General features: G+C 32.9%; 25 protein-coding genes and 1 riboswitch. Of the genes, 7 read left to right on the plus strand and 18 right to left on the minus strand.

What is annotated here, in order from left to right; all coding sequences use genetic code 11:
• Positions 1-35 precede the first annotated feature (35 nt).
• From ABDJ34_RS02615 to yqeC, 10 genes are all read right to left on the minus strand, one after another.
• A complete protein-coding gene (locus ABDJ34_RS02615) occupies positions 36-1,223 on the minus strand; it encodes a MalY/PatB family protein (RefSeq protein WP_412701264.1) in 1,188 nt (395 codons plus the stop codon).
• Positions 1,224-1,310: 87 nt separating this feature from the next.
• The gene (gene mscL / locus ABDJ34_RS02620; RefSeq protein ID WP_316533095.1) at positions 1,311-1,712 is read right to left on the minus strand and encodes a large conductance mechanosensitive channel protein MscL; all 402 of its coding nucleotides are present in this window, start codon (positions 1,710-1,712) and stop codon (positions 1,311-1,313) included.
• Between the two features lie 17 nt (positions 1,713-1,729).
• On the minus strand, positions 1,730-2,176 hold the full coding sequence (locus tag ABDJ34_RS02625) for a hypothetical protein (protein WP_110058430.1): 447 nt from the start codon (positions 2,174-2,176) through the stop codon (positions 1,730-1,732).
• 341 nt (positions 2,177-2,517) lie between these two features.
• Entirely contained in the window at positions 2,518-3,600 is a 1,083-nt protein-coding gene (trpS, locus tag ABDJ34_RS02630) for a tryptophan--tRNA ligase (RefSeq protein WP_094208128.1), read from the minus strand.
• A 2-nt stretch (positions 3,601-3,602) separates the two neighbouring features.
• Positions 3,603-4,826, minus strand: coding sequence for a CapA family protein (locus ABDJ34_RS02635; protein WP_412701265.1), 1,224 nt, complete (start codon positions 4,824-4,826; stop codon positions 3,603-3,605).
• Between the two features lie 7 nt (positions 4,827-4,833).
• On the minus strand, positions 4,834-5,313 hold the full coding sequence (gene rlmH, locus ABDJ34_RS02640) for a 23S rRNA (pseudouridine(1915)-N(3))-methyltransferase RlmH (protein ID WP_002835724.1): 480 nt from the start codon (positions 5,311-5,313) through the stop codon (positions 4,834-4,836).
• 255 nt (positions 5,314-5,568) lie between these two features.
• Complete coding sequence (gene rpsI / locus ABDJ34_RS02645; RefSeq protein WP_094203000.1) at positions 5,569-5,961, minus strand: 30S ribosomal protein S9; 393 nt, start codon at positions 5,959-5,961, stop codon at positions 5,569-5,571.
• Between the two features lie 11 nt (positions 5,962-5,972).
• A complete protein-coding gene (gene rplM, locus ABDJ34_RS02650; RefSeq protein ID WP_002838046.1) occupies positions 5,973-6,404 on the minus strand; it encodes a 50S ribosomal protein L13 in 432 nt (143 codons plus the stop codon).
• 188 nt (positions 6,405-6,592) lie between these two features.
• The gene (locus ABDJ34_RS02655; RefSeq protein WP_227904619.1) at positions 6,593-6,886 is read right to left on the minus strand and encodes a cupin domain-containing protein; all 294 of its coding nucleotides are present in this window, start codon (positions 6,884-6,886) and stop codon (positions 6,593-6,595) included.
• A 9-nt stretch (positions 6,887-6,895) separates the two neighbouring features.
• Positions 6,896-7,594 carry a selenium cofactor biosynthesis protein YqeC gene (gene yqeC, locus ABDJ34_RS02660; protein WP_412701266.1) on the minus strand — a complete coding sequence of 233 codons (699 nt, stop codon included), beginning with the start codon at positions 7,592-7,594 and terminating at the stop codon, positions 6,896-6,898.
• Positions 7,595-7,703: 109 nt separating this feature from the next.
• Here yqeC and ABDJ34_RS02665 point away from each other — a divergent pair, with 109 nt between their 5' ends.
• Together ABDJ34_RS02665 and ABDJ34_RS02670 are read left to right on the plus strand one after the other, a co-directional pair.
• The gene (locus tag ABDJ34_RS02665) at positions 7,704-7,904 is read left to right on the plus strand and encodes a hypothetical protein (RefSeq protein WP_094223895.1); all 201 of its coding nucleotides are present in this window, start codon (positions 7,704-7,706) and stop codon (positions 7,902-7,904) included.
• A gap of 23 nt (positions 7,905-7,927) precedes the next feature.
• Positions 7,928-8,605, plus strand: coding sequence for a hypothetical protein (locus ABDJ34_RS02670; protein ID WP_412701267.1), 678 nt, complete (start codon positions 7,928-7,930; stop codon positions 8,603-8,605).
• A 35-nt stretch (positions 8,606-8,640) separates the two neighbouring features.
• Here ABDJ34_RS02670 and ABDJ34_RS02675 read toward each other — a convergent pair whose 3' ends face one another.
• Both ABDJ34_RS02675 and ABDJ34_RS02680 read right to left on the minus strand, forming a co-directional pair.
• Positions 8,641-10,251, minus strand: a complete 1,611-nt coding sequence (locus ABDJ34_RS02675; protein ID WP_412701268.1) for a hypothetical protein — start codon at positions 10,249-10,251, stop codon at positions 8,641-8,643.
• A complete protein-coding gene (locus tag ABDJ34_RS02680) occupies positions 10,244-10,945 on the minus strand; it encodes an ABC transporter ATP-binding protein (RefSeq protein ID WP_154272513.1) in 702 nt (233 codons plus the stop codon). The genes ABDJ34_RS02675 and ABDJ34_RS02680 overlap by 8 nt, the downstream gene beginning before the upstream one ends.
• Positions 10,946-11,031: 86 nt before the next feature.
• Here ABDJ34_RS02680 and ABDJ34_RS02685 point away from each other — a divergent pair, with 86 nt between their 5' ends.
• Complete coding sequence (locus tag ABDJ34_RS02685) at positions 11,032-11,586, plus strand: CD3072 family TudS-related putative desulfidase (RefSeq protein ID WP_094208113.1); 555 nt, start codon at positions 11,032-11,034, stop codon at positions 11,584-11,586.
• A gap of 31 nt (positions 11,587-11,617) precedes the next feature.
• On the opposite strand, the gene ABDJ34_RS02690 is transcribed toward ABDJ34_RS02685, so the two are convergent.
• Positions 11,618-12,157: a CD3073 family putative ECF transporter S component gene (locus ABDJ34_RS02690; protein WP_353316604.1), complete on the minus strand. Its 540-nt coding sequence runs from the start codon at positions 12,155-12,157 to the stop codon at positions 11,618-11,620.
• Positions 12,158-12,316: 159 nt separating this feature from the next.
• Here ABDJ34_RS02690 and ABDJ34_RS02695 point away from each other — a divergent pair, with 159 nt between their 5' ends.
• Positions 12,317-13,414, plus strand: coding sequence for a cell wall-binding repeat-containing protein (locus ABDJ34_RS02695; protein ID WP_412701269.1), 1,098 nt, complete (start codon positions 12,317-12,319; stop codon positions 13,412-13,414).
• Positions 13,415-13,603: 189 nt separating this feature from the next.
• Positions 13,604-13,768 (plus strand): hypothetical protein, encoded by a 165-nt coding sequence (locus ABDJ34_RS02700; RefSeq protein ID WP_154272516.1) that lies wholly within the window; start codon positions 13,604-13,606, stop codon positions 13,766-13,768.
• A gap of 74 nt (positions 13,769-13,842) precedes the next feature.
• On the opposite strand, the gene ABDJ34_RS02705 is transcribed toward ABDJ34_RS02700, so the two are convergent.
• Genes ABDJ34_RS02705 through ABDJ34_RS02715 form a run of 3 tightly spaced genes read right to left on the minus strand, consistent with a single transcriptional unit; the run spans position 13,843 to position 15,564 of the window.
• Positions 13,843-14,373 carry a hypothetical protein gene (locus tag ABDJ34_RS02705; protein WP_412701270.1) on the minus strand — a complete coding sequence of 177 codons (531 nt, stop codon included), beginning with the start codon at positions 14,371-14,373 and terminating at the stop codon, positions 13,843-13,845.
• Complete coding sequence (locus tag ABDJ34_RS02710) at positions 14,373-14,675, minus strand: MTH1187 family thiamine-binding protein (RefSeq protein ID WP_154271497.1); 303 nt, start codon at positions 14,673-14,675, stop codon at positions 14,373-14,375. Before ABDJ34_RS02710 ends, ABDJ34_RS02705 begins: the two co-directional genes overlap by 1 nt.
• A 19-nt stretch (positions 14,676-14,694) precedes the next feature.
• A complete protein-coding gene (locus tag ABDJ34_RS02715; RefSeq protein ID WP_412701271.1) occupies positions 14,695-15,564 on the minus strand; it encodes a D-alanyl-D-alanine carboxypeptidase family protein in 870 nt (289 codons plus the stop codon).
• A gap of 159 nt (positions 15,565-15,723) precedes the next feature.
• On the opposite strand from ABDJ34_RS02715, the gene ABDJ34_RS02720 reads away from it, so the two are divergent.
• Complete coding sequence (locus ABDJ34_RS02720; protein WP_412701272.1) at positions 15,724-16,113, plus strand: hypothetical protein; 390 nt, start codon at positions 15,724-15,726, stop codon at positions 16,111-16,113.
• Between the two features lie 45 nt (positions 16,114-16,158).
• Here the strand turns inward: ABDJ34_RS02720 and ABDJ34_RS02725 are convergent, their stop codons facing one another.
• Together ABDJ34_RS02725 and ABDJ34_RS02730 are read right to left on the minus strand one after the other, a co-directional pair.
• Positions 16,159-17,328, minus strand: a complete 1,170-nt coding sequence (locus ABDJ34_RS02725) for a cation:proton antiporter (protein WP_412701273.1) — start codon at positions 17,326-17,328, stop codon at positions 16,159-16,161.
• A gap of 40 nt (positions 17,329-17,368) precedes the next feature.
• Positions 17,369-17,443: riboswitch (Fluoride riboswitch) on the minus strand.
• A complete protein-coding gene (locus ABDJ34_RS02730) occupies positions 17,440-17,856 on the minus strand; it encodes a hypothetical protein (RefSeq protein ID WP_412701274.1) in 417 nt (138 codons plus the stop codon). Its footprint overlaps the riboswitch before it by 4 nt.
• Before the next feature lie 173 nt (positions 17,857-18,029).
• Here ABDJ34_RS02730 and ABDJ34_RS02735 point away from each other — a divergent pair, with 173 nt between their 5' ends.
• Positions 18,030-18,542 (plus strand): tetratricopeptide repeat protein, encoded by a 513-nt coding sequence (locus tag ABDJ34_RS02735; protein WP_412701275.1) that lies wholly within the window; start codon positions 18,030-18,032, stop codon positions 18,540-18,542.
• Positions 18,543-18,557: the final 15 nt, after the last annotated feature.

Consider the following 18,557-nt stretch of genomic DNA (forward strand, 5'->3'; position numbering starts at 1 on the left):
CCCGAAATTCAAATGAGTTTCGGGATTTGTTGTGTTTATTTGTATATTTCTTGTAGTAAATTATCCAATCTAACTAATGCGTCTTTTACGACTTTTGTAGGAGCTGCAACGTTAAATCGTACAAATCCATCGCATTCTCCGAAAAATCTTCCGTCAGTGAATACCAAATCAGCTTTTTCGCCCAATGTTTTAAGCAAATCATCGCTGTTTAATCCCAAACATCTGAAATCCATCCACATAACGTAAGTCGCTTGAAGGTGATTTACTATGATTTTAGGATATTTTTCTTGGAAGAAATCGTAGACGATTTTTTGGTTAGTATCTATTACTTCGATTAATTCGTCAAGCCAGTCTTCAGCTTCATCAAAAGCTAATTGTGTAGCTTCAAGTCCCATAACATTTACAGTGTTACTTCTCATAATATCCAAAGTCTTCTTGTATTGAGCCATCATTTCGGAATCGGAAATAATTGTATATCCACAGCAAAGTCCTGCTAAGTTAAAAGATTTTGTTGAAGATTGACACACAACAGCTTTTTCGATTAATTTTCTATCCAAAGAAAGCACAGATGTGTGAGTGTTTCCCGGCATAACAATATCTTGCCAAATCTCATCAACCACAACAATCACATCATTTGCATTTGCAATCGTGATTACTTTTTCCAAATCATCCTTGCTCCACAAAATTCCACCCGGATTGTGAGGATTACAAAGAATAACCATTTTGTTTTCAGACTTTTTACATTCTGATTCAAATTTTTCAAAATCAATTGAGTAATTGTTGCGTTCGTCAGCAATCAAAGGAACATCTGCCATAACTCTGTCGTTAAATTCAATGGCAAATCTGAATGGACCATACACTGGTCTCATAATCATTACAGAATCGCCTTTTTGTGTAAAGGCACTTACCGCAGCGAAGAATCCATCTACAACAGTTGGAACTTCGACAATCCATTCTTTCTTGATATCTGCATTGTGGCGTTTCTTGTCCCAATTTATAATGCTGTTGTAAAATCTGTCTGTAGGAGAGCAATATCCCAAAACCAAATTATCTAAGCGTTTTTTCAAACCATCAATAATTTCTGGTGCGTTTTTAAATTCCATATCCGCAACGCTTAATGGAACTACATCTTTTTTCATATTCGGAAATTGTTCGCTTCTTACAGCCCATTTTCTAGAGCCCATTTCGTTTCTGTCACTAATCGTTTCAAAATCGTATTTCATCATAATCTCCTTATTATAAATTATTATGTTTTCAGTATATCACAAACCCAACAAAAAAAAGAGGATACAATCCCCTTTTCAATCAAATTATTCTGTTAATTCAGATGTACAGTGTGGACATCTAGTAGCAGTAATGTCGATTTCACTCTTGCAATATGGGCAAGTTTTTGTTGTTGGATCAGCTGCCGGTTCTTTATGCAAAGCATCACGACCTTTGTTAATAGCTTTAACCATCAAGAAAACAATAAATGCTATAATGATAAATTTAACCAAAGCATCCAAGAATAAACCATATTGTAACTTAACACCTGCAACAGTTGCTGCCATTTCTTTCATGTTTATACCAGCTGTTGCTGCTCCAATCAAAGGTGCTATAAGTCCATTAATAAGTCCGTCGACCATTTCCTTAACAGCAGCACCCATGATAACTGCAACTGCTAAATCCATTACATTACCTTCAGTAATGAATTTCTTAAACTCTTTGAACATAATACCCCCTATAAAATCTATTCATTCATTAAATTCATTTTTTCCTTTTGTAAATTATACACTTCTTTTTTCAATTGCTTAATAGCAGCGTCGCAATTTCTCTTGTTATTGAGAATTTGCATTTGAATTACAGAATCAAAAACTTTGTTATCAAAATAATCTGCCAAGAAAAATGGTTTTTTATATCTGAAACCAACACTTGGTTTCTTGTCCAAATCAATCATAATATTGTTGAACTTTCTAATCGCCAAGTCAGCCTTCTTCGCTTGATTCTTCGCCTTTTTCAAATTCGATCTTTTAATCATAGTAGTAATAGTCTTACCCTTGAAAATATCGAAAATTCCCCATCCTGATGCTGTACCCAAATAAGATTGCACCTCATTCAAACTAGCTATCGCAATTTCTCCAAGCTTAATAGCTTCGTTTATATTATATAATCTAGATCCTACTTTTGCTCTTAACATAATAATCTTCCTTTCTTCTATTATTTATACCCTTAAATAATAATTTTAAGCAAATGAAAAATCAAATAAAATTTATATTTTATTAATCAATAAAAAATCAACCACCGACGTGATTGACATATATAAAAAATATAGCAAACCTTTCATGCTAAGAATATCATACGGAAAAAATTGTCATGATTTCAAATCGAATAAATCCGTCAAAATCGGACTGCGTAAGTTTCAGCGTGCTTGCGATTTTAGGATTTTGAGATTTAGAAATCATCAATTTTTGAAGTCTAGATATTCGTGTATGATGGTTTGCTATCCATAATCAACCCCTGACGTGATTGACTTCTCATCTATTTGTATTTTTGTTGTTGTTTATTAATCAATTCCACATCTTCAAAGTAGTTGATTCCCATTGCAGCTTTTACTTTCTTCAAAGTTTCTGCTCCAACTTCTCTGGCATCTTCTGATCCTTTTAACAACATATCGAAGATTTCTGGAATGTTTTGTTCGTAGTGTTTTCTTTTTTCTCTGATTGGAGATAATTCTTTTTGCAAAATATTGTTCAAGAATTTTTTGATTTTGACATCGCCAAGTCCACCACGTCTGTAATGATCTTTTAATTCGTCCAAATTTTTGTAATCTGGAAGAAATTCTGAGAAATCATCGTCTGTACAGAAAGCGTCCAAATAAGTGAACACTGTGTTTCCTTCAACTTTTCCAGGATCTGTAATTTGAATGTGGTTAGGATCTGTGAACATACTCATTACTTTTGATTTGACATCTTTTTCAGAATCCGACAAATAAATACAGTTACCCAATGATTTACTCATCTTAGCTTTGCCGTCTAATCCTGGAAGTCTGGAACAGATTTTATTGTCAGGAATTACAGCTTTTGGTTCAACCAAAACTTCTGAGTAATAGTTGTTGAATGTTCTTACTATTTCACGCGTTTGTTCCAACATTGGAAGCTGGTCTTCTCCAACAGGAACTATGTTTGCATTAAAAAGCGTGATATCAGCTGCTTGGCTGATTGGATAAGTCAAAAATCCAACGGGAATGCTCGCTCCAAATTCTTTTTGTTTGATTTCTGCTTTAACTGTAGGATTTCTTTCGAGTCTTGAAAGTGTAACTAAGTTCATATAATAAAACATCAATTCTGTTAGTTGTTCAACGTGTGATTGCACGAATATCGTAACTTTGTTTGGATCAATTCCACAACTTAAATAATCAAGAGCAACTTCAATGATATTGTCACGGACTTTGTCCGGATTATTGAAGTTGTCTGTCAAAGCTTGTGCATCTGCAATCATCACATACATTTTGTCGAAGTTTCCTTCGTTTTGCATGATAACTCTGTTTTTTAAAGATCCCACGTAATGACCTAAATGTAATTTGCCTGTTGGTCTGTCACCTGTAAGTATTATATTTCCCATTTTTACTCCTTGTTAAAAATTTTCTCGTAATGTTGATTTGCTCTGTTCAATTTGGATATTATTTTGTCTTTTCTTGGATAATTTATTTCTGAATTAAGGACTTGTTTAACTGGAACTACGACATATCTTGTAGTCACACTATCTGTGTATTTGTCTACATAGTATGGTTTGTTTTCGAAATTTTTTACAGTCGTCTTGTCCCCAATTTTCTCAATTTTAATATCCGAGTACACTCCAATCTCTACGCCGTAATATTGTCCGTAGGATTCTCTTTGATCTGAAACTAGATTTCCCATTGAATAAACACAATATGATTTTTTGCCGTCGTTTTCAATAACATCAGCATTTTGTATTGTGTGCGGATGCGATCCTATCACCAAGTCAACTCCCATATCTGAAAGTTTCTTGAACGTGTTTTTCTGATAAGAGTTAGGATAATCAGAATATTCCTCTCCCCAATGCATGTAGCACATTATCACATCTGCGTGATTTTGCTTTAAATAATCCACATCTTTTTGGATTTGTTCCATATTTATTAAATTTACCGCAGTATCTCGTCCAGAATTAAGCATAGAATTTTCAAATCCATTGAGCATTTGTGTATATGAAAAAAATCCAACCTTTATCCCTTTCACATCAATGATAAGTGGATTAGTCGATTCGTTCTCCTTGAACGTTCCAGTTCTTTTCAAACCGTATTTTTCAATAGCTTCAATTGTGTGGTCAATTCCTTTCAATCTTCTATCGTAAGAATGATTATTGGCAGTGCTCACCACATCAAAGCCTGCATCTTTTAAAGCTTTTATAACATTTTCGTGCGTTGCAAATTCTGGATAACCACTCATGTCTGATGCATCCTTAGCAATAGTCGTCTCCAAATTGACTATGGATAAATCACTCTTACCCACAATATCTTTAATAACCGCAAAAGAATCCGTAAAATCATAATTTGTAGCTTTTGCTTGGCGAATTTGAGTTATGTGATTCATATAATCGCCCCAACAAGTTATGGTTATCTCTTTCTTTTCCAGATTTTTATTTTCTTTTTCGTTATCTGATTTTTTGTTTGATTTTTCTTCTGATTTTTTAACACTCTTCACTTGAGAACTTTTTTGTGATGCTTGGATTGGAGATTTCCCAGAAATTTCTGAATATCTAAAGCCAATCACACCCACTAAAATCACTATAAGAAAAGCCAATGCAACAGTTGTCTTTTTTCCCTTCATTTTATCCTCACTTATGATATGGTAAATTGTTAATTATTCTGAAACTTCGGTAAATTTGTTCCAACAAAATCAACCTCATCAGTTGATGTGGAAATGTAAACTTGGAAAAAGAAAGCGCATAATCGCTCCTGTCAAGTACACTTTTCCCCAGTCCCAACGATCCGCCGATAACAAAACAAATATTAGAATGACCTTGTACAGTTAAATTTTCAATCTTGGCGGCTAATTTTTCGCTAGTAAGTTGATTCCCCAAAATCTCAAGCGTAATCACGTAGTGATTATCCTTGATTTTCGACATAATTTTCTCCGCTTCCTTGTCCTTCACAATCTCCTTTTCACTGTCGGACAAATTCTCTGCAGCACTCAAATCATCAACCTCAATTATGTTTAGCTTGCAGTGCGCAGATAATCTTTTCGAAAATTCAGCAATGCCTAGTTTTATGTATTTTTCCTTAACCTTACCCACCGAAATAATATCGATATTCAAAATAATCACAACCTTTTTACTTTAATAAGTATATCATATATTGTTTGGGAGTTTAAAATAATAATTGTGTTTTTGCCAATAAAAAACCCACAGACAAAAATCTGTGGAGGTGTATTTCTCCTGGAGAACTAGTATATCATAAGCTTATTAATAATGATGGTGTGAACTTTGGTGTGAATTTTGATAAATAAGCATAAAAAAAGCACTTGATGGTGTGAACCAAAAAGTGCTTTTCCATTGATATATAATTGTTTTCTATCTCTTACTGAATTGTGGAGATTTACGAGCTTTTTTAAGACCGTATTTCTTTCTTTCCTTTTTACGAGGGTCTCTAGTTAAGAAACCTGCTCTTTTTAATTCAGCTCTGTATTCTGGGTCAACTTCTAATAAAGCACGAGCAACACCATGTCTAATAGCACCTGCTTGACCAGTGTATCCGCCACCTTTTACATTAACAGTAACATCATAGCTTTCAGCGTTGTTTGTTAATTCCAAAGCTTCCTTAGCTATAACTCTTAATGTATCGAAGTTAAAGTATTCACTTATATCTTTTTTGTTAATTGTGAATTTTCCACTTCCTGGTACTAAAGTAACTCTAGCAACAGAAGTTTTTCTTCTACCAGTTCCTTGATATCTATTATTAGCCATTTAATTACCTCCTACTTAATTTCCAAAACTTCAGGGTTTTGAGCGATGTGATCGTGATCAGCGCCTCTGTAAACTCTTAATTTTTTAGCCATTTGACGTCCTAAAGAGTTGTGAGGAAGCATGCCAACGATAGCATGAGTTACAGCTCTTTCTGGGTCTTTTTGCATTAAGTCTTTGTAGGTAATTGATTTAAGACCACCAGCGTATCCTGTGTAATGTCTTAATTCTTTTTGTTCTAATTTCTTACCTGTTAATTTAACTTTTTCTGCGTTAATTACAATTACGTAATCTCCAACATCCGCATTAGGAGTAAACATTGGTTTGTTTTTTCCTCTTAAAATAGAAGCAACTTCAGTAGATAATCTACCTAAAACAACATCTGTTGCATCTACTACATACCATTTTCTTTGGATGTCATCTTTCTTAGGTATATAAGTTTTCATTCAATTCATCCTTTCCTTTATTTACAATATTTGGCTACTTGGACATCGCTGCCAAAAAGCGATTGTTTTCTCACCGGGAATTTAGACACGTCGCACACCCGGCCATCGGCGACTTTCTGTATTGTATAAAAGGAAATGACTCCTTTTACATACCAAAATATTATATACTCTCTTGATACAATTGTCAACTATTTTATCGCAAAACACAGCCACACGCATTCATCACTTGTGCTTTTTACTTCGTGAACTACATTTTTAGGAATAAAATACGTATCCATTTCTTTAAGTCTTACATCTTTTCCTTCGACATTTAACATTGCCTCACCCTTAATTATGACAACAAATTCGTCAAAGTCCTGATTATATGGTCCTGATGTTTCGTTTTTCGATTGGATTCTGTGAATGTCAAACTTTTCATTTCTAACAATTGTATCCTTAATAATATGATTCTCATCAAAATTCAAATCTTCAAGTAAATTCATAAAATTCTCCTAGTATATTTTTATAATCTTCCCAAAACTCATCACAAAAATCTTCACGTCTACATAAATTTTACCAATAATATCCATCGCATTTTCAATATCTTGTTTTGTGTCTGCTTTGTTCAAAATCAAAAACTTTTTCGCATCGTACGAATTTTTGAACAGGCCACAATTAGAATTGATGATTTCAGCGTAGCTTTTTGTTGTCAAAATCTTGGGATTTCCAATAATTTTCTCCATATATTCTTTTCTGTGGCAAAATCTCTCATCAAAAGGCTTGTCCACACTATCTAGTCCCATCACACCAACACAATGAGTGATGTTTTTAGGATTTACAGGCTCATCTTCACGAGGAGCTTTGATAGGTCTTGTCTTTGCTCCATCCGTTTCCAAAATTATATTGGAAAACAAACCATCAAGAAAAATTTTGTCGAAAAATTCAGGTTCAAATCCGATTTCTTTTGTATCTGTACGTGATTTCGATGCGAAATATATTTTCCCATCTACAATTTTCGTTTTCTCATTGAATGTGTACAAATAATCAAATTTATCCTCACTCACAATCCCCATTTTAGTAGTCGTACTCACAAGAGATGCTTCATTCATCGATTTGAACTCATTTGCAAGCAAAAAAACGCTCGAAGTTTTCCCGCCAGCACCTTGAACAGCTATCATGTTTTTATCATTTAAGTTCATAAATTCCAACATAATATCACCATTTTTATTATCTCACAAAATTTTCAAATACAAAACCCAATTGAAAATCCTCATAAATGAATTATAATTATTATATAATAATATATAAAGGAAGGCATTTATGAAAATAGGATTCAGAACACCAAGCTTGAAGAAATCATTCAAAGCAAGAACAACTTCAAAGTACAAAAGACAACTAAAGTCTGCAATCGACCCAACTTACGGGAAAAAGGGCATTGGCTGGTTTAAAAACCCCAAAAAAGCTCTTTACAACAAGATTTATAACAAAACAACAAGAAGTATATTTGATATTTTCAAGTAAATAAACATAAAACAGAGGTACATATGAAAAAATTTCTAAAATTATTTGGCATAGCATTTGCAATCGGAATAGCCATGCTAATCATTAGCCTTGTCTTCAAAATCGACGACAAAGTTATGCTTAAATATTATTGGATAATCGGCGGAGTTGTCTTGGCAGTCATTTTAATAGTCAACACAATTTATTACTCCTACAAAACAAACGAATTGAAACACTCAATGAAACTGTTTGAAGAAATGAAATACAAAGATTTCGTCAACGAATTAGAACCTAAAATTCCCAAAATCAAAAACAAACACATACAAACAGTAATGAAAATGAATTTGGGAGCAGGATATTTGGAACTTAATGAACCAAATAAAACATTGGCTACTTATGAAACAATTGCAAAAGACCAATTGAAAAATCAAGACCTTCAATTGATATATTGGCTCAATACAATGATCGCTCAATTCAAATTGAACGATCAAATTAAGTTTAATGAACTATTCACAACACACGAAAAGCTTTTAAAACAATTTGAAAACAGTCCAAATTACGGCGAAAACATCAAACAATTGTATATAATGAAAAACATATTTGACGACGATTTTGTGTTAGCACGAAAAAACTTAAATAAATTGAAATCAAAATCCACAAACCCGAGATTCAAAAAAGAATACAAAAGATTGGAAAATATAATAAAACAACATGAAAAATAAAGGCTGTGAGCGTGAACTCATAGCCTTTTTCATTTCTAACTTTTTCTTAAGTTAAATGTCCTATCCCCCTTAGCCAACACCAAGAAATATCCTACAACTGTATACAACACGCAGATTGCCAATGCTACTAATCCTATGTTGAAATTCAATTTTATTTGAAGGATTATTATTCCCCAGAAAAGTAATGATTCAAAAGTGTTTAATATTGAGTAGACTACGTTTTTGCTTTTGAGTCCAACTGTGAATGGTTGAAGTAGCATGTACATGTAGAGTTGTTTTACTGATTGATACAAGTAGATTATGATGACTGCGACTGCGGCTTTTATTATCAAATCCGTTGTGTTTAATTTTGCGGCGAATATCCAACTTATTATCAACAATAACACCAATCCAAATGTAGGTGCATTATCTTTTAAATTTTGTTTTATTCTAAAATTTAATGTGTCTTTTATGTTTTGTTTATTAGCGTAAATCATTTGTTTCATCAAATATCTATCCATATTCAAAAACATAAATCTATTAAATGATTCTGGGATTGCTATTTGTATTCCGAAATACAACAAGATTATCGGAAATACTGACACTAATATTTTCAAATCACTTGGTTTGGGATTGATTGTGAGTCCTCTTAGTACGATAAATCCAATTACACCAACAGCCAAAATTATTCCCGAACGTATTAGTATCATTTTGTTGTATTTGCGTTTGAATCTGTAGCGGAATATTTTGTTGATGTATTCTATTCCGTTGTAATTATCGTAAATTTTCCCGTTTTCTTGTGCTATTTTTTCGTCGTCGATTTGGTATGCGATTGTGTTGATATCTTTAAATGTGTTGTCGCGGTCGATTATGGATTTGTTTGTGATTTCAATTCTAGCGATGTGTCTGATTTTGTCGGTTCTTGAAATTAAAACAGCACCCACAATGTATGCAACAATCCCGAAAATTAGCGCATAGGCTGAGTAGAATATTTCTACGAAGATTTTAGATTTCGTGCTGTACAATACCAAAAGTCCCATTCCCGACAATAAAATCGCCCACATACAAATGTAATTTGCGGTTAAATGTTTTTTTCTTTTTGTAGAATATGCCAAGATGTTGATGTGTTTTATTAATTTTCTAAATCCAAGGCAGAACACGCACACATTAAGTGCATTCATTGGGTTGATGTCGAATATAGCAAAAAATATCGCAAATATTATTCCTGAGATTGCAAAGCTAATGTCCGATAAATAATCCTGCAAAACTGTGTATTTTTTGGCATCAAGTTTGAGCGCTTTGACACAAATAGAATCCTCATTATCAAAGCTTACGTACATAAATTGTGAAATCATGCTTCCGATTACAACAGACAAATAAAACAGCGTTATAAGTATATTTTCTTGAATAGTCCCTTTGAAAATCTTCGCAGCTCCTATAACTGCTATTCCATAAACTGCTGCACAGTATAAGATTTTTAAAAACAATGTTTTGATTACGTATGAAATGTAAAAAATCGCAGAATATCCAAAGCTCAACACGTCATTTCCGTAAATATCAGATGGGATAATTTTCTTGAAAATTGGGAGTTTACGAAGTTGATACATTGTCTGATTTAGCTTCATCTTCATAACTAATCTCAAATAAGTGCTAAGATAATTACTCATCAGACTCATCCTTTAAAATGTCGTAAAGATCTGCATCGAATTTCTCATCGTTTTTATCCAAATCCAATTTTTGTAACTTTTTGTGATGAAGCAGCACAATTTCTTCGCTCATTTGTTTTGCCAAATCTAACATGTGTGTAGATAGTACAATAATTCTTCCTTGCGATTTCAATTCCATAAGTAATTTTTTAATTTGCGTGCTGATTACAACATCCAAGCTTGTTAACGGTTCATCTAATAACAACACTTTCGGTCTTGAGATGAACAGTGTTATCAAAGAAATTTTGCTTTTCATTCCGTGTGAATAATCTTTGATTAATCTATTTTGATCTTTCTTGGAAAATTCCATCATTTCCATGTAATCTTCAACCGTTTTTATATCGTTTGGAGAATTGATGTCACGATAAAATTTGATGTATTCGTAACCTGTTAGAAATTCAGGAAGAAAATTTTCAGAAAAAAGCATTCCTATGTCTTCTTTATCAAGTTTTTCAGTTGAACCTTCATTTTCCAAGTAGAATTCTCCTGAATCAAAATCTATCTCATCGTATAAGACGTTGAACAAAGTTGTTTTTCCGGCTCCATTTCTACCCAAAACAGAAGTGATGACTCCTTCTTTGAATTCGTAATTTACTTCGTCGAGTACCAATTTGTCGTCGTATTTCTTAGTCAAATTTTTGATTACTAATTTCATTTTATCCTCCTGTTTACTAATGTATTAATTATATCACACATTGTAGTGTTTGAAAAATATGCTATAATTATTTTACAGAGGTGCGTATGCAAGAATATAAAAATATAATTTTGGTGTCACATTGTTTATTGAACGAACTTGCTGTTGTAAAAAACGATGCTGGCAGGAAAGATAATTTGAGTTTGATCAAAAATTTAATGAAAATGAACGTTGGAATATTCCAATTACCTTGTCCAGAAAATAGAATGTACGGGCCCAATCGCTGGGGAAGTGTGTACGAACAATTCGACAATAATTTTTACAGACAAACAAGCCGTGATTTATTAAGCCCAATTGTCAACGAAATCTCCGATTATATCAAGGACGGAGTAAATTTTTTGGGAGTTATAGGAATAGACGGTTCTCCTAGCTGTGGAATCGGGCTTACTTGCAAATCAGAAGAATTCAAAGGAGAAATCTCCGCTATAAAAGACATTGCTCATTGTGTAAATTCCGTAGAAATGACAGATGACAAGGGAGTCTTCATGGAAGAATTGGAAAAATTATTCGAAAACAAAAATATCGAGTCAAAATTTTACGGCTATAATGACAGAAACGTAGATGAAATAACAGAAAAAATCGAACAATCTATAAAAAAATAACGCATACTAGATGCGTTATTTTTGTGCTCATTTACAACATAGCTTTGACTCTTTTGTAAAGCAGCGAAACTATGGAGCAAGTTATTATTTTGTCCACTAAATTACTGGCAACTCTTGGTAAAAAAGCTGCTGAAAAAATAGTTTGGCCAGAGTTTTTGAGTGCAGTGAAGAATACATCATTGAAATCTCCAGTTATTCCACCGTACACAAATACTGCAATTGGCGTACCGATTAACGGAGCAACGATAGATAAAATTATTCCTGTCACGACTGCTGTTTTAAGATCGAATTTTCTCTTCTTTGCTATGAATCCTACAATTAAACCTACTGCTAAGTTCACTAGCAAAAACGGAATTTCTCTAGGGTCTTTCAAAACTCCCAATATAACATTTGTCAATGCTCCTGTGCATGCTCCCCATAATGGTCCTAAAACCACCGCTGTAAATACTGTGCCGACAGTGTCCATAAATAATAGCGGAATTTTCAATCCGCCTACGAAAATTCCTAAAATGATATTTATTGCAATTCCAACTGCTGCAAAAACCATTTTCTTAGTTGAGTTATTTCTCATATTTCCCTCCTTTTGTATTTGTTTAAATTATATCACAAACATTATTCAGAACAAATATTTTTAATTTTAAATTTGAATTTCTACAATTTTTCAACACGTGTTATCAAAAAATAAAAGTATGATATAATTGAGATATAGAATAAATAAAGGAGATTTGTTATGAATTTAAAAAAGAAATTATTAGTAGCAGCTCTTGCTACAGCTATGGTTTTCCCAACAGTATCTATGGCTTCAAAATTAAACGTTCAAAGATACTCAGGAAGTAGCCGTGTTGAAACTGCAGTTAACGTTAGTAAGGACCAATTCTCATCAGCAAAGTCAGCTATTTTGGTTAACCAATTAGCATTCCCTGATGCTTTAAGTGCAACAGTTCTAAGCAAAGGAACTATGCCAGTATTATTCTCTGAATCAAATAACATCAGTGCTGATACATTGAACCAATTAAAATCAATGGGCGTTGAAAATGTTTATGTTTTGGGTGGAGAAAAATCCGTATCAAACGCAGTTGTAAATTCTGTAAAATCAGCTACTAACGCTAAAGTTGTTAGAATTAACGGAGCTGACAGATACAAAACAAACGCTCAAACAATCAAAGACAACGTAAAACAAACTTCAGAAGTTGTAATCGCAAGTGGCGAAATCTACGTTGACGCATTATACGGAGTAAGCTATGCAAACAAAGTTAACGCTCCAGTTATGTTAGTTCAAAAGAACAACATTCCAGCTGAAACTTTGAAAGTTTTAAAATCTATGAATGTAACTAGAATTACAATCATCGGTGGAGAAAAAACTATCACTCCTAAACTAGAAAAAGAATTATCAGAAATAGCTGTAGTAGACAGAATCGCCGGATCAAACAGATACGAAGGTTCATTGAAAGTAGCTAAGGAAGTTTACGGAGACAAGCTTCAAACTGCATTAGTAGCTAGTGGAGAAAACTTCGCAGATGCATTGGTAGCTGCACCAGTAAGTCAAAAATTGGACGCTCCAATCTTACTTGCATCCAAAAATTCAGTAGAAAGTTCTATCGTTTCTTACTTAAGAGACAACAAAGAATTAGCAAACATCAAAGTATTCGGTGGAGTTAACGCTATTGGATCAAAAGTATTCAAAGATTTGGAAAACTCTTATTATACTGTAGGTGAAAACGGAGAAAAAGTTATCGACGGTGGTACAATCATCGTAGAAAAAGTTAAAAACAATTCTACTGACAAACCAACTGCAACAACTCCTGTTGAAACTGGAACACAAAAATAATCTATCAAAACAAAGCTGTGTGAAGTCAAATTCACACAGTTTTTTTGATTCAATTTAACCTAAAATTAAATAATATTTTACATATAAAAAATAATCAATTGATATAATCATATTAGGATAATCTAAACATAAAAATTGTCTTTAAAAAAATGTTTTTGTTAAATTTTTTGACTTATGAAAGGATTAAAAATGAATAAGAAAATTTTGAGAATTATCGTTGGTTTAATATGGATATTAGTCGCTGTTTTTTCTTACAGAAGAGGTAACAATATCGCAACAATCGTATTGGCATTACTTGGACTTGTATTTATTGTCATGGGTTTTAAATCATCTGACACAACAAGTCACAACTAAAAAATGCATCATTAGTAGTAGAAGCTACAATGATGCATCTTTTTTTATTTACACCTATTCTTGCAATAATTTCATCAGCTGAACAAATTATAAAACACATTCGTCGGTATCAAAAACAGATACGGTGCTGTTATTATTGCCAATGTCATGGACACTTTTTTGATTTGATATTCTGACAAATCAGTATTTCTGAACGAAAATTTGCGGTTGAATACATACACCAAAAATCCTGCAAACATAACTGCTAGAATCATAACCAAAATTCCCCAAGGTGTTTCGTAATAATCGTTCATTATCGGAATTGAAATATTATCGTAGAACCATTTTGCAATATTATTTCTTGTTCCATTAATCCCGAATGATAAAATCATCAATACCGCCGTAGCGATAATATCTGCGACAAATCCTAGTGCTACAGTCTTCGCGATTGATTTTTTTATAACCTCCATTGGTTTTTCTATTTTAATTAATTTTAAAGCCAACAAAGTTACCAAGAAATCTACCAAAATATTCAACGGTACAATCGCAACCCAAGTTACTGGATAAAGCCACACAATCCAGACTGGAAATATCACATTATACAGTTTTATAGATTTTTTGTTCATTATTTTAACCTTTTATTCACAGAATCCAGTTTTTGCTCAAATGATGCATCCTTATCTCTTCTGTCGTCAATTTTAATCACAGAATACACTCTGTCCACACCTTCTGTAAACACCGCTTCTTGCATATCACGAACAGCTTTCAACAATTCGTCGATGTCTCCTTGCATCACAGTTCCCATTGGATTTAATTCAACCTTTATATTTTCTTTATTTCTCACATTATCGTAAGCTTTCGCAACGTATTGTGATAAACTTGTAGTTTGTGTTCCTATTGGAACTAATGTTAATTCTAAAATAGCCATTTTAATCTCCTTTTAAATTTTATAAATTCTTCAAAATCTTAATCGTATCTTGGATTTGTCCATCTCCAGGATTTTTAATATCGTCAAAATCAACACCCATCACAATAATGATGTATTTCTTGCCATTTTTTTCGGATAAAGTTGCCCAACAAAGCCCTGCTTTTTCCGTAGTACCACTTTTGCCGCCAATAATTTTGAAGCCATCTTGATCATAATCTTTCAATCTCCCAAGAACTGTACTTTCGATTTCAATTCCTTTTGGATGATCCAAAGTTTTAGTAGAAATGTACTTATCAGTCGTGAAAATCTTGTAGAATTTTTCATTTTTCAATGAATTTTTCAACAAAAACGCCATATCTTTTGCACTCGAATAATGATCATCCTCATCCATTCCCTCAGGATTTCTGAAATTCGTATTAGTTAATCCCATATTCTTTGCGTTTTCGTTCATCAAATCCACAAATTTTTCCTTGGAACCACTTGCATTAATAGCCAAACTGTCTGCACATTCTCCGGCAGAGGCAAGCATTGTTCCATACAACAAATCGTCGAATGTTGTAGGCTCATTGCCATAAAAACCTGCCATTGAAGCGTTTTGTGCAACAAGTTTTTGGTAGCTTTTCTTATCTATCGGAGCTTTTTTATCAAAATCTTCAATTTTTCCTATAGCTGTATACACCGTCATCATCTTGGTCAAAGACGCAGGATACACTTTCTTGTCTGGATTTTTGGAGAAAATTTCCTTTTCATCATCGATTGAGTAAACGTAAATACAATCTGCATTAAAGCTAAGCTTGTCAAATTTATTCTCGTTTGCAAATTTGAAAATGAAGAACACTCCAACGACAATCAACAGAGTAATCCCTGCTATCTCAAGTTTCTTTTTCATAATTCACCCCGTTTGTTCATTTCAATTATACCACTAATTTTTTCAAATAAATCTCATTTGACATATCTTAACATTTTTATCTTGACATTATTTTTTATTTTGATATGATTTAGGTAAATAAATGATTTAGTTAATTAATTATATATCGGAGGTGTTTTAATGAAAAAAATAATGATATTCGTATTGATATTCGTATTGATAATTTTCCTATTAATATATTTCTTTCATACAACTAACAAAGAAGAAAACGTAGTACTATTGGGAGTAGAATGTGACATAACAGATATTAATACCTCTGACAAAATACTTACAATCATAGGCGCAGGAAGTGGTAGGGAAATTATTCAACAAGAGTCAAAAATCGACTGCAAAGATTTAGAAAAAGATGGCAAGATAGTAGAATTTAATTCTTCAAACGAACCAAATATTTTAAAATTCGATGATTTAAAACAATCTGATAGGATTAAAATAAATGTAGATGAAAAAGAACTACAAAACAATAATGAATTTTTGAAAGTAAAACAAATCGAATTGTTAAACAAAAACTAGAATAAATTGGCTACAAACGCCAGTTATTCTAGTTTTTTTAATTTTTTATCTTGTCAACAATTTTTTATACAAATTATCCACCATTATCGCTCCAAATGGTGCAGTGATTAAAATAGAAATAACCGCTACAGTCAATGCCATATCCCCCACTTTCAATCCCATCGATAATGGTATTGCACCGATTGCTGCCTGAACAGTTGCTTTTGGAGTGTAAGCTATCATGCAGAACAATCTTTCTTTTGGTGTTAATTTTGTTTTCAAAACAGATGCGTACACTCCAATCATTCTAAAAATCAATGCACAAATTACCAAAACGACCACCATGATTCCAGAATTTATCGCGTATTTTACATTTACAGTCGCTCCTACTAATACGAACAAGAATATTTCTGCGCCAACCCACAATTTGTTATATTTTTCTGATAATCTTTCCGCCAAATCTTCGTAAATCTTCTTCATAACCATGGACAATGTCATTATTGCGATGAGTCCCGAAAATGGAATTGATGTTATTTTTTCCAATTCTAAAAGCAAGAACGAAATGCTCAAAACAATCAACACTTTCACAGTGTCTCGCATGTGAAATTTCTTGAAAAATCTCACCAACAAAAATCCTATTCCAGCTCCTACGATACTTCCAATTAAAATAGAAAATGGAATGGCGATGAATTTGAACACATTGATGTCTCCTGTTTGTGCGAGAGATGTCAGCGATGTGAACACAACGATGCAGAACACATCGTCGCAGCTACTTCCTGCCAAAATAAGTTGCGGGATTTTGTGTTCATCTCCGTAGCCTTCTTCAATAAGTCGTATCATTCTTGGAACGACAACTGCAGGAGACACCGCAGCGATGATAGATCCGATTATGAACGCGTCCAACACATCCACCTTCAAAAATATCGGTGCTAATATTCCTACAGCACACATTTCAAAAACTGCCGGCACGAAACACATTAACACAGCCGGTCGTCCGATTTTTTTCAAATCATCGATGTCCAGCGACAATCCTGCACGAGTCAAGATTATTACCAGCGCAATAGTTCTCAGTTCAGATGAAATGTCAAGAATTTTCTTGTCAATCAGATTCATGGCGAACGGTCCGAGAGTTATTCCCACGATTAAAAATGCCAATATAGGTGGCAATTTTATTTTTTTGAAAAATTTTCCTAACAACAAGGACAAAATAATTATAATTGCTATACTTTTTAACATATTTCCTCCATTTACATAATAAAAAAGCTGATGAGATCTGTAAAAAACAGAAGTCATCAGCAAAATTTTTGCGTTTTAGTTAATAACAAGGGAGCACTTCATTCCCCACATTTATTTCCATGAAAGTTCAAACTTACCACATGCTTTGTTGTAGTTAAAAACCAAGCGGTATTTCTCAGATTCGTTCAAATAATCAGAAGAATATCCATTCATCTTGTTTAATTCGAACACTTTGTTGCCCAATGAATCTATGAGGCTAACTGTAACGTTGCCGCTTTCCAATTCATTGTCCAATTTAAAATCGTAAAATCCACTTTTTTTGACTTTGAACACTTTTGTAGCTTTTCCGCTAGTTTTTTTCAAACTTGCGTGGATATTATCCTCCAAAATCCCATGTGTCTGATAAAACCACAAGGCAGACATGCTCCTAAAATATCCAACTCCATTCATATACATAAAGTATAACACTGCAACAATTGCAATTACCGAAAAAATAATTAAATAGCTCGGCTCACCGGGTAAATCCATAATAAAAAATCCTCCATATATTTCAAAATTTCTGATAATAATATACCACAACAGCAAGTTTTTTACAATAAACTACGCTTAAATTGCTCAATTTATCATAGAAATCTTACAATCTTTCAATATTGCTTGTAAATAAGTAAAAAATAGGATATATTTTAATTACGGAGGGTTTTATGAGAATAAAAATATCTAACAGTAAACTAATAATTCTTGCAATTCTAACTTTTGTGACAGAAACTATCGCTATTTTTGCGACTCAAAATCTCACAGGAATCAATAGAATTTTCATTATAATTTCATTTACATTAGTCACAACATTCGCACTTTTTCTAAGTTATATCTTGATTCAAGTGCTTCACAATATGATAATGGACAGAAAAATCGCTGGCGAAATCAGAAAATACATGCTGGATTACGAACAAAATGGAAATTTGGACAAATTATTTCAAAATTTCAAAAAAATAAAAGATAAACCAAAAACAGATTATGCAAAAAGCTTGTATTATTTTAACTTGGCGATTGCCTATGTGGAAGATCACCAATTCCAAAAAGCACGAGAAGTATTACAAAAATCCACATTTCAAAAATACAACCAATCATTTAATCAGATTTTTAAAATGCTTTTAAGTGATATCGACAAACACGAAAAAGAATACAACGAAACTAAAAAAACGCCAGAAAATTAATTCTGGCGTCTTGTT

The organism is Finegoldia dalianensis (assembly GCF_046255015.1).
Taxonomy (GTDB): Bacteria; Bacillota; Clostridia; order Tissierellales; family Peptoniphilaceae; genus Finegoldia; species Finegoldia magna.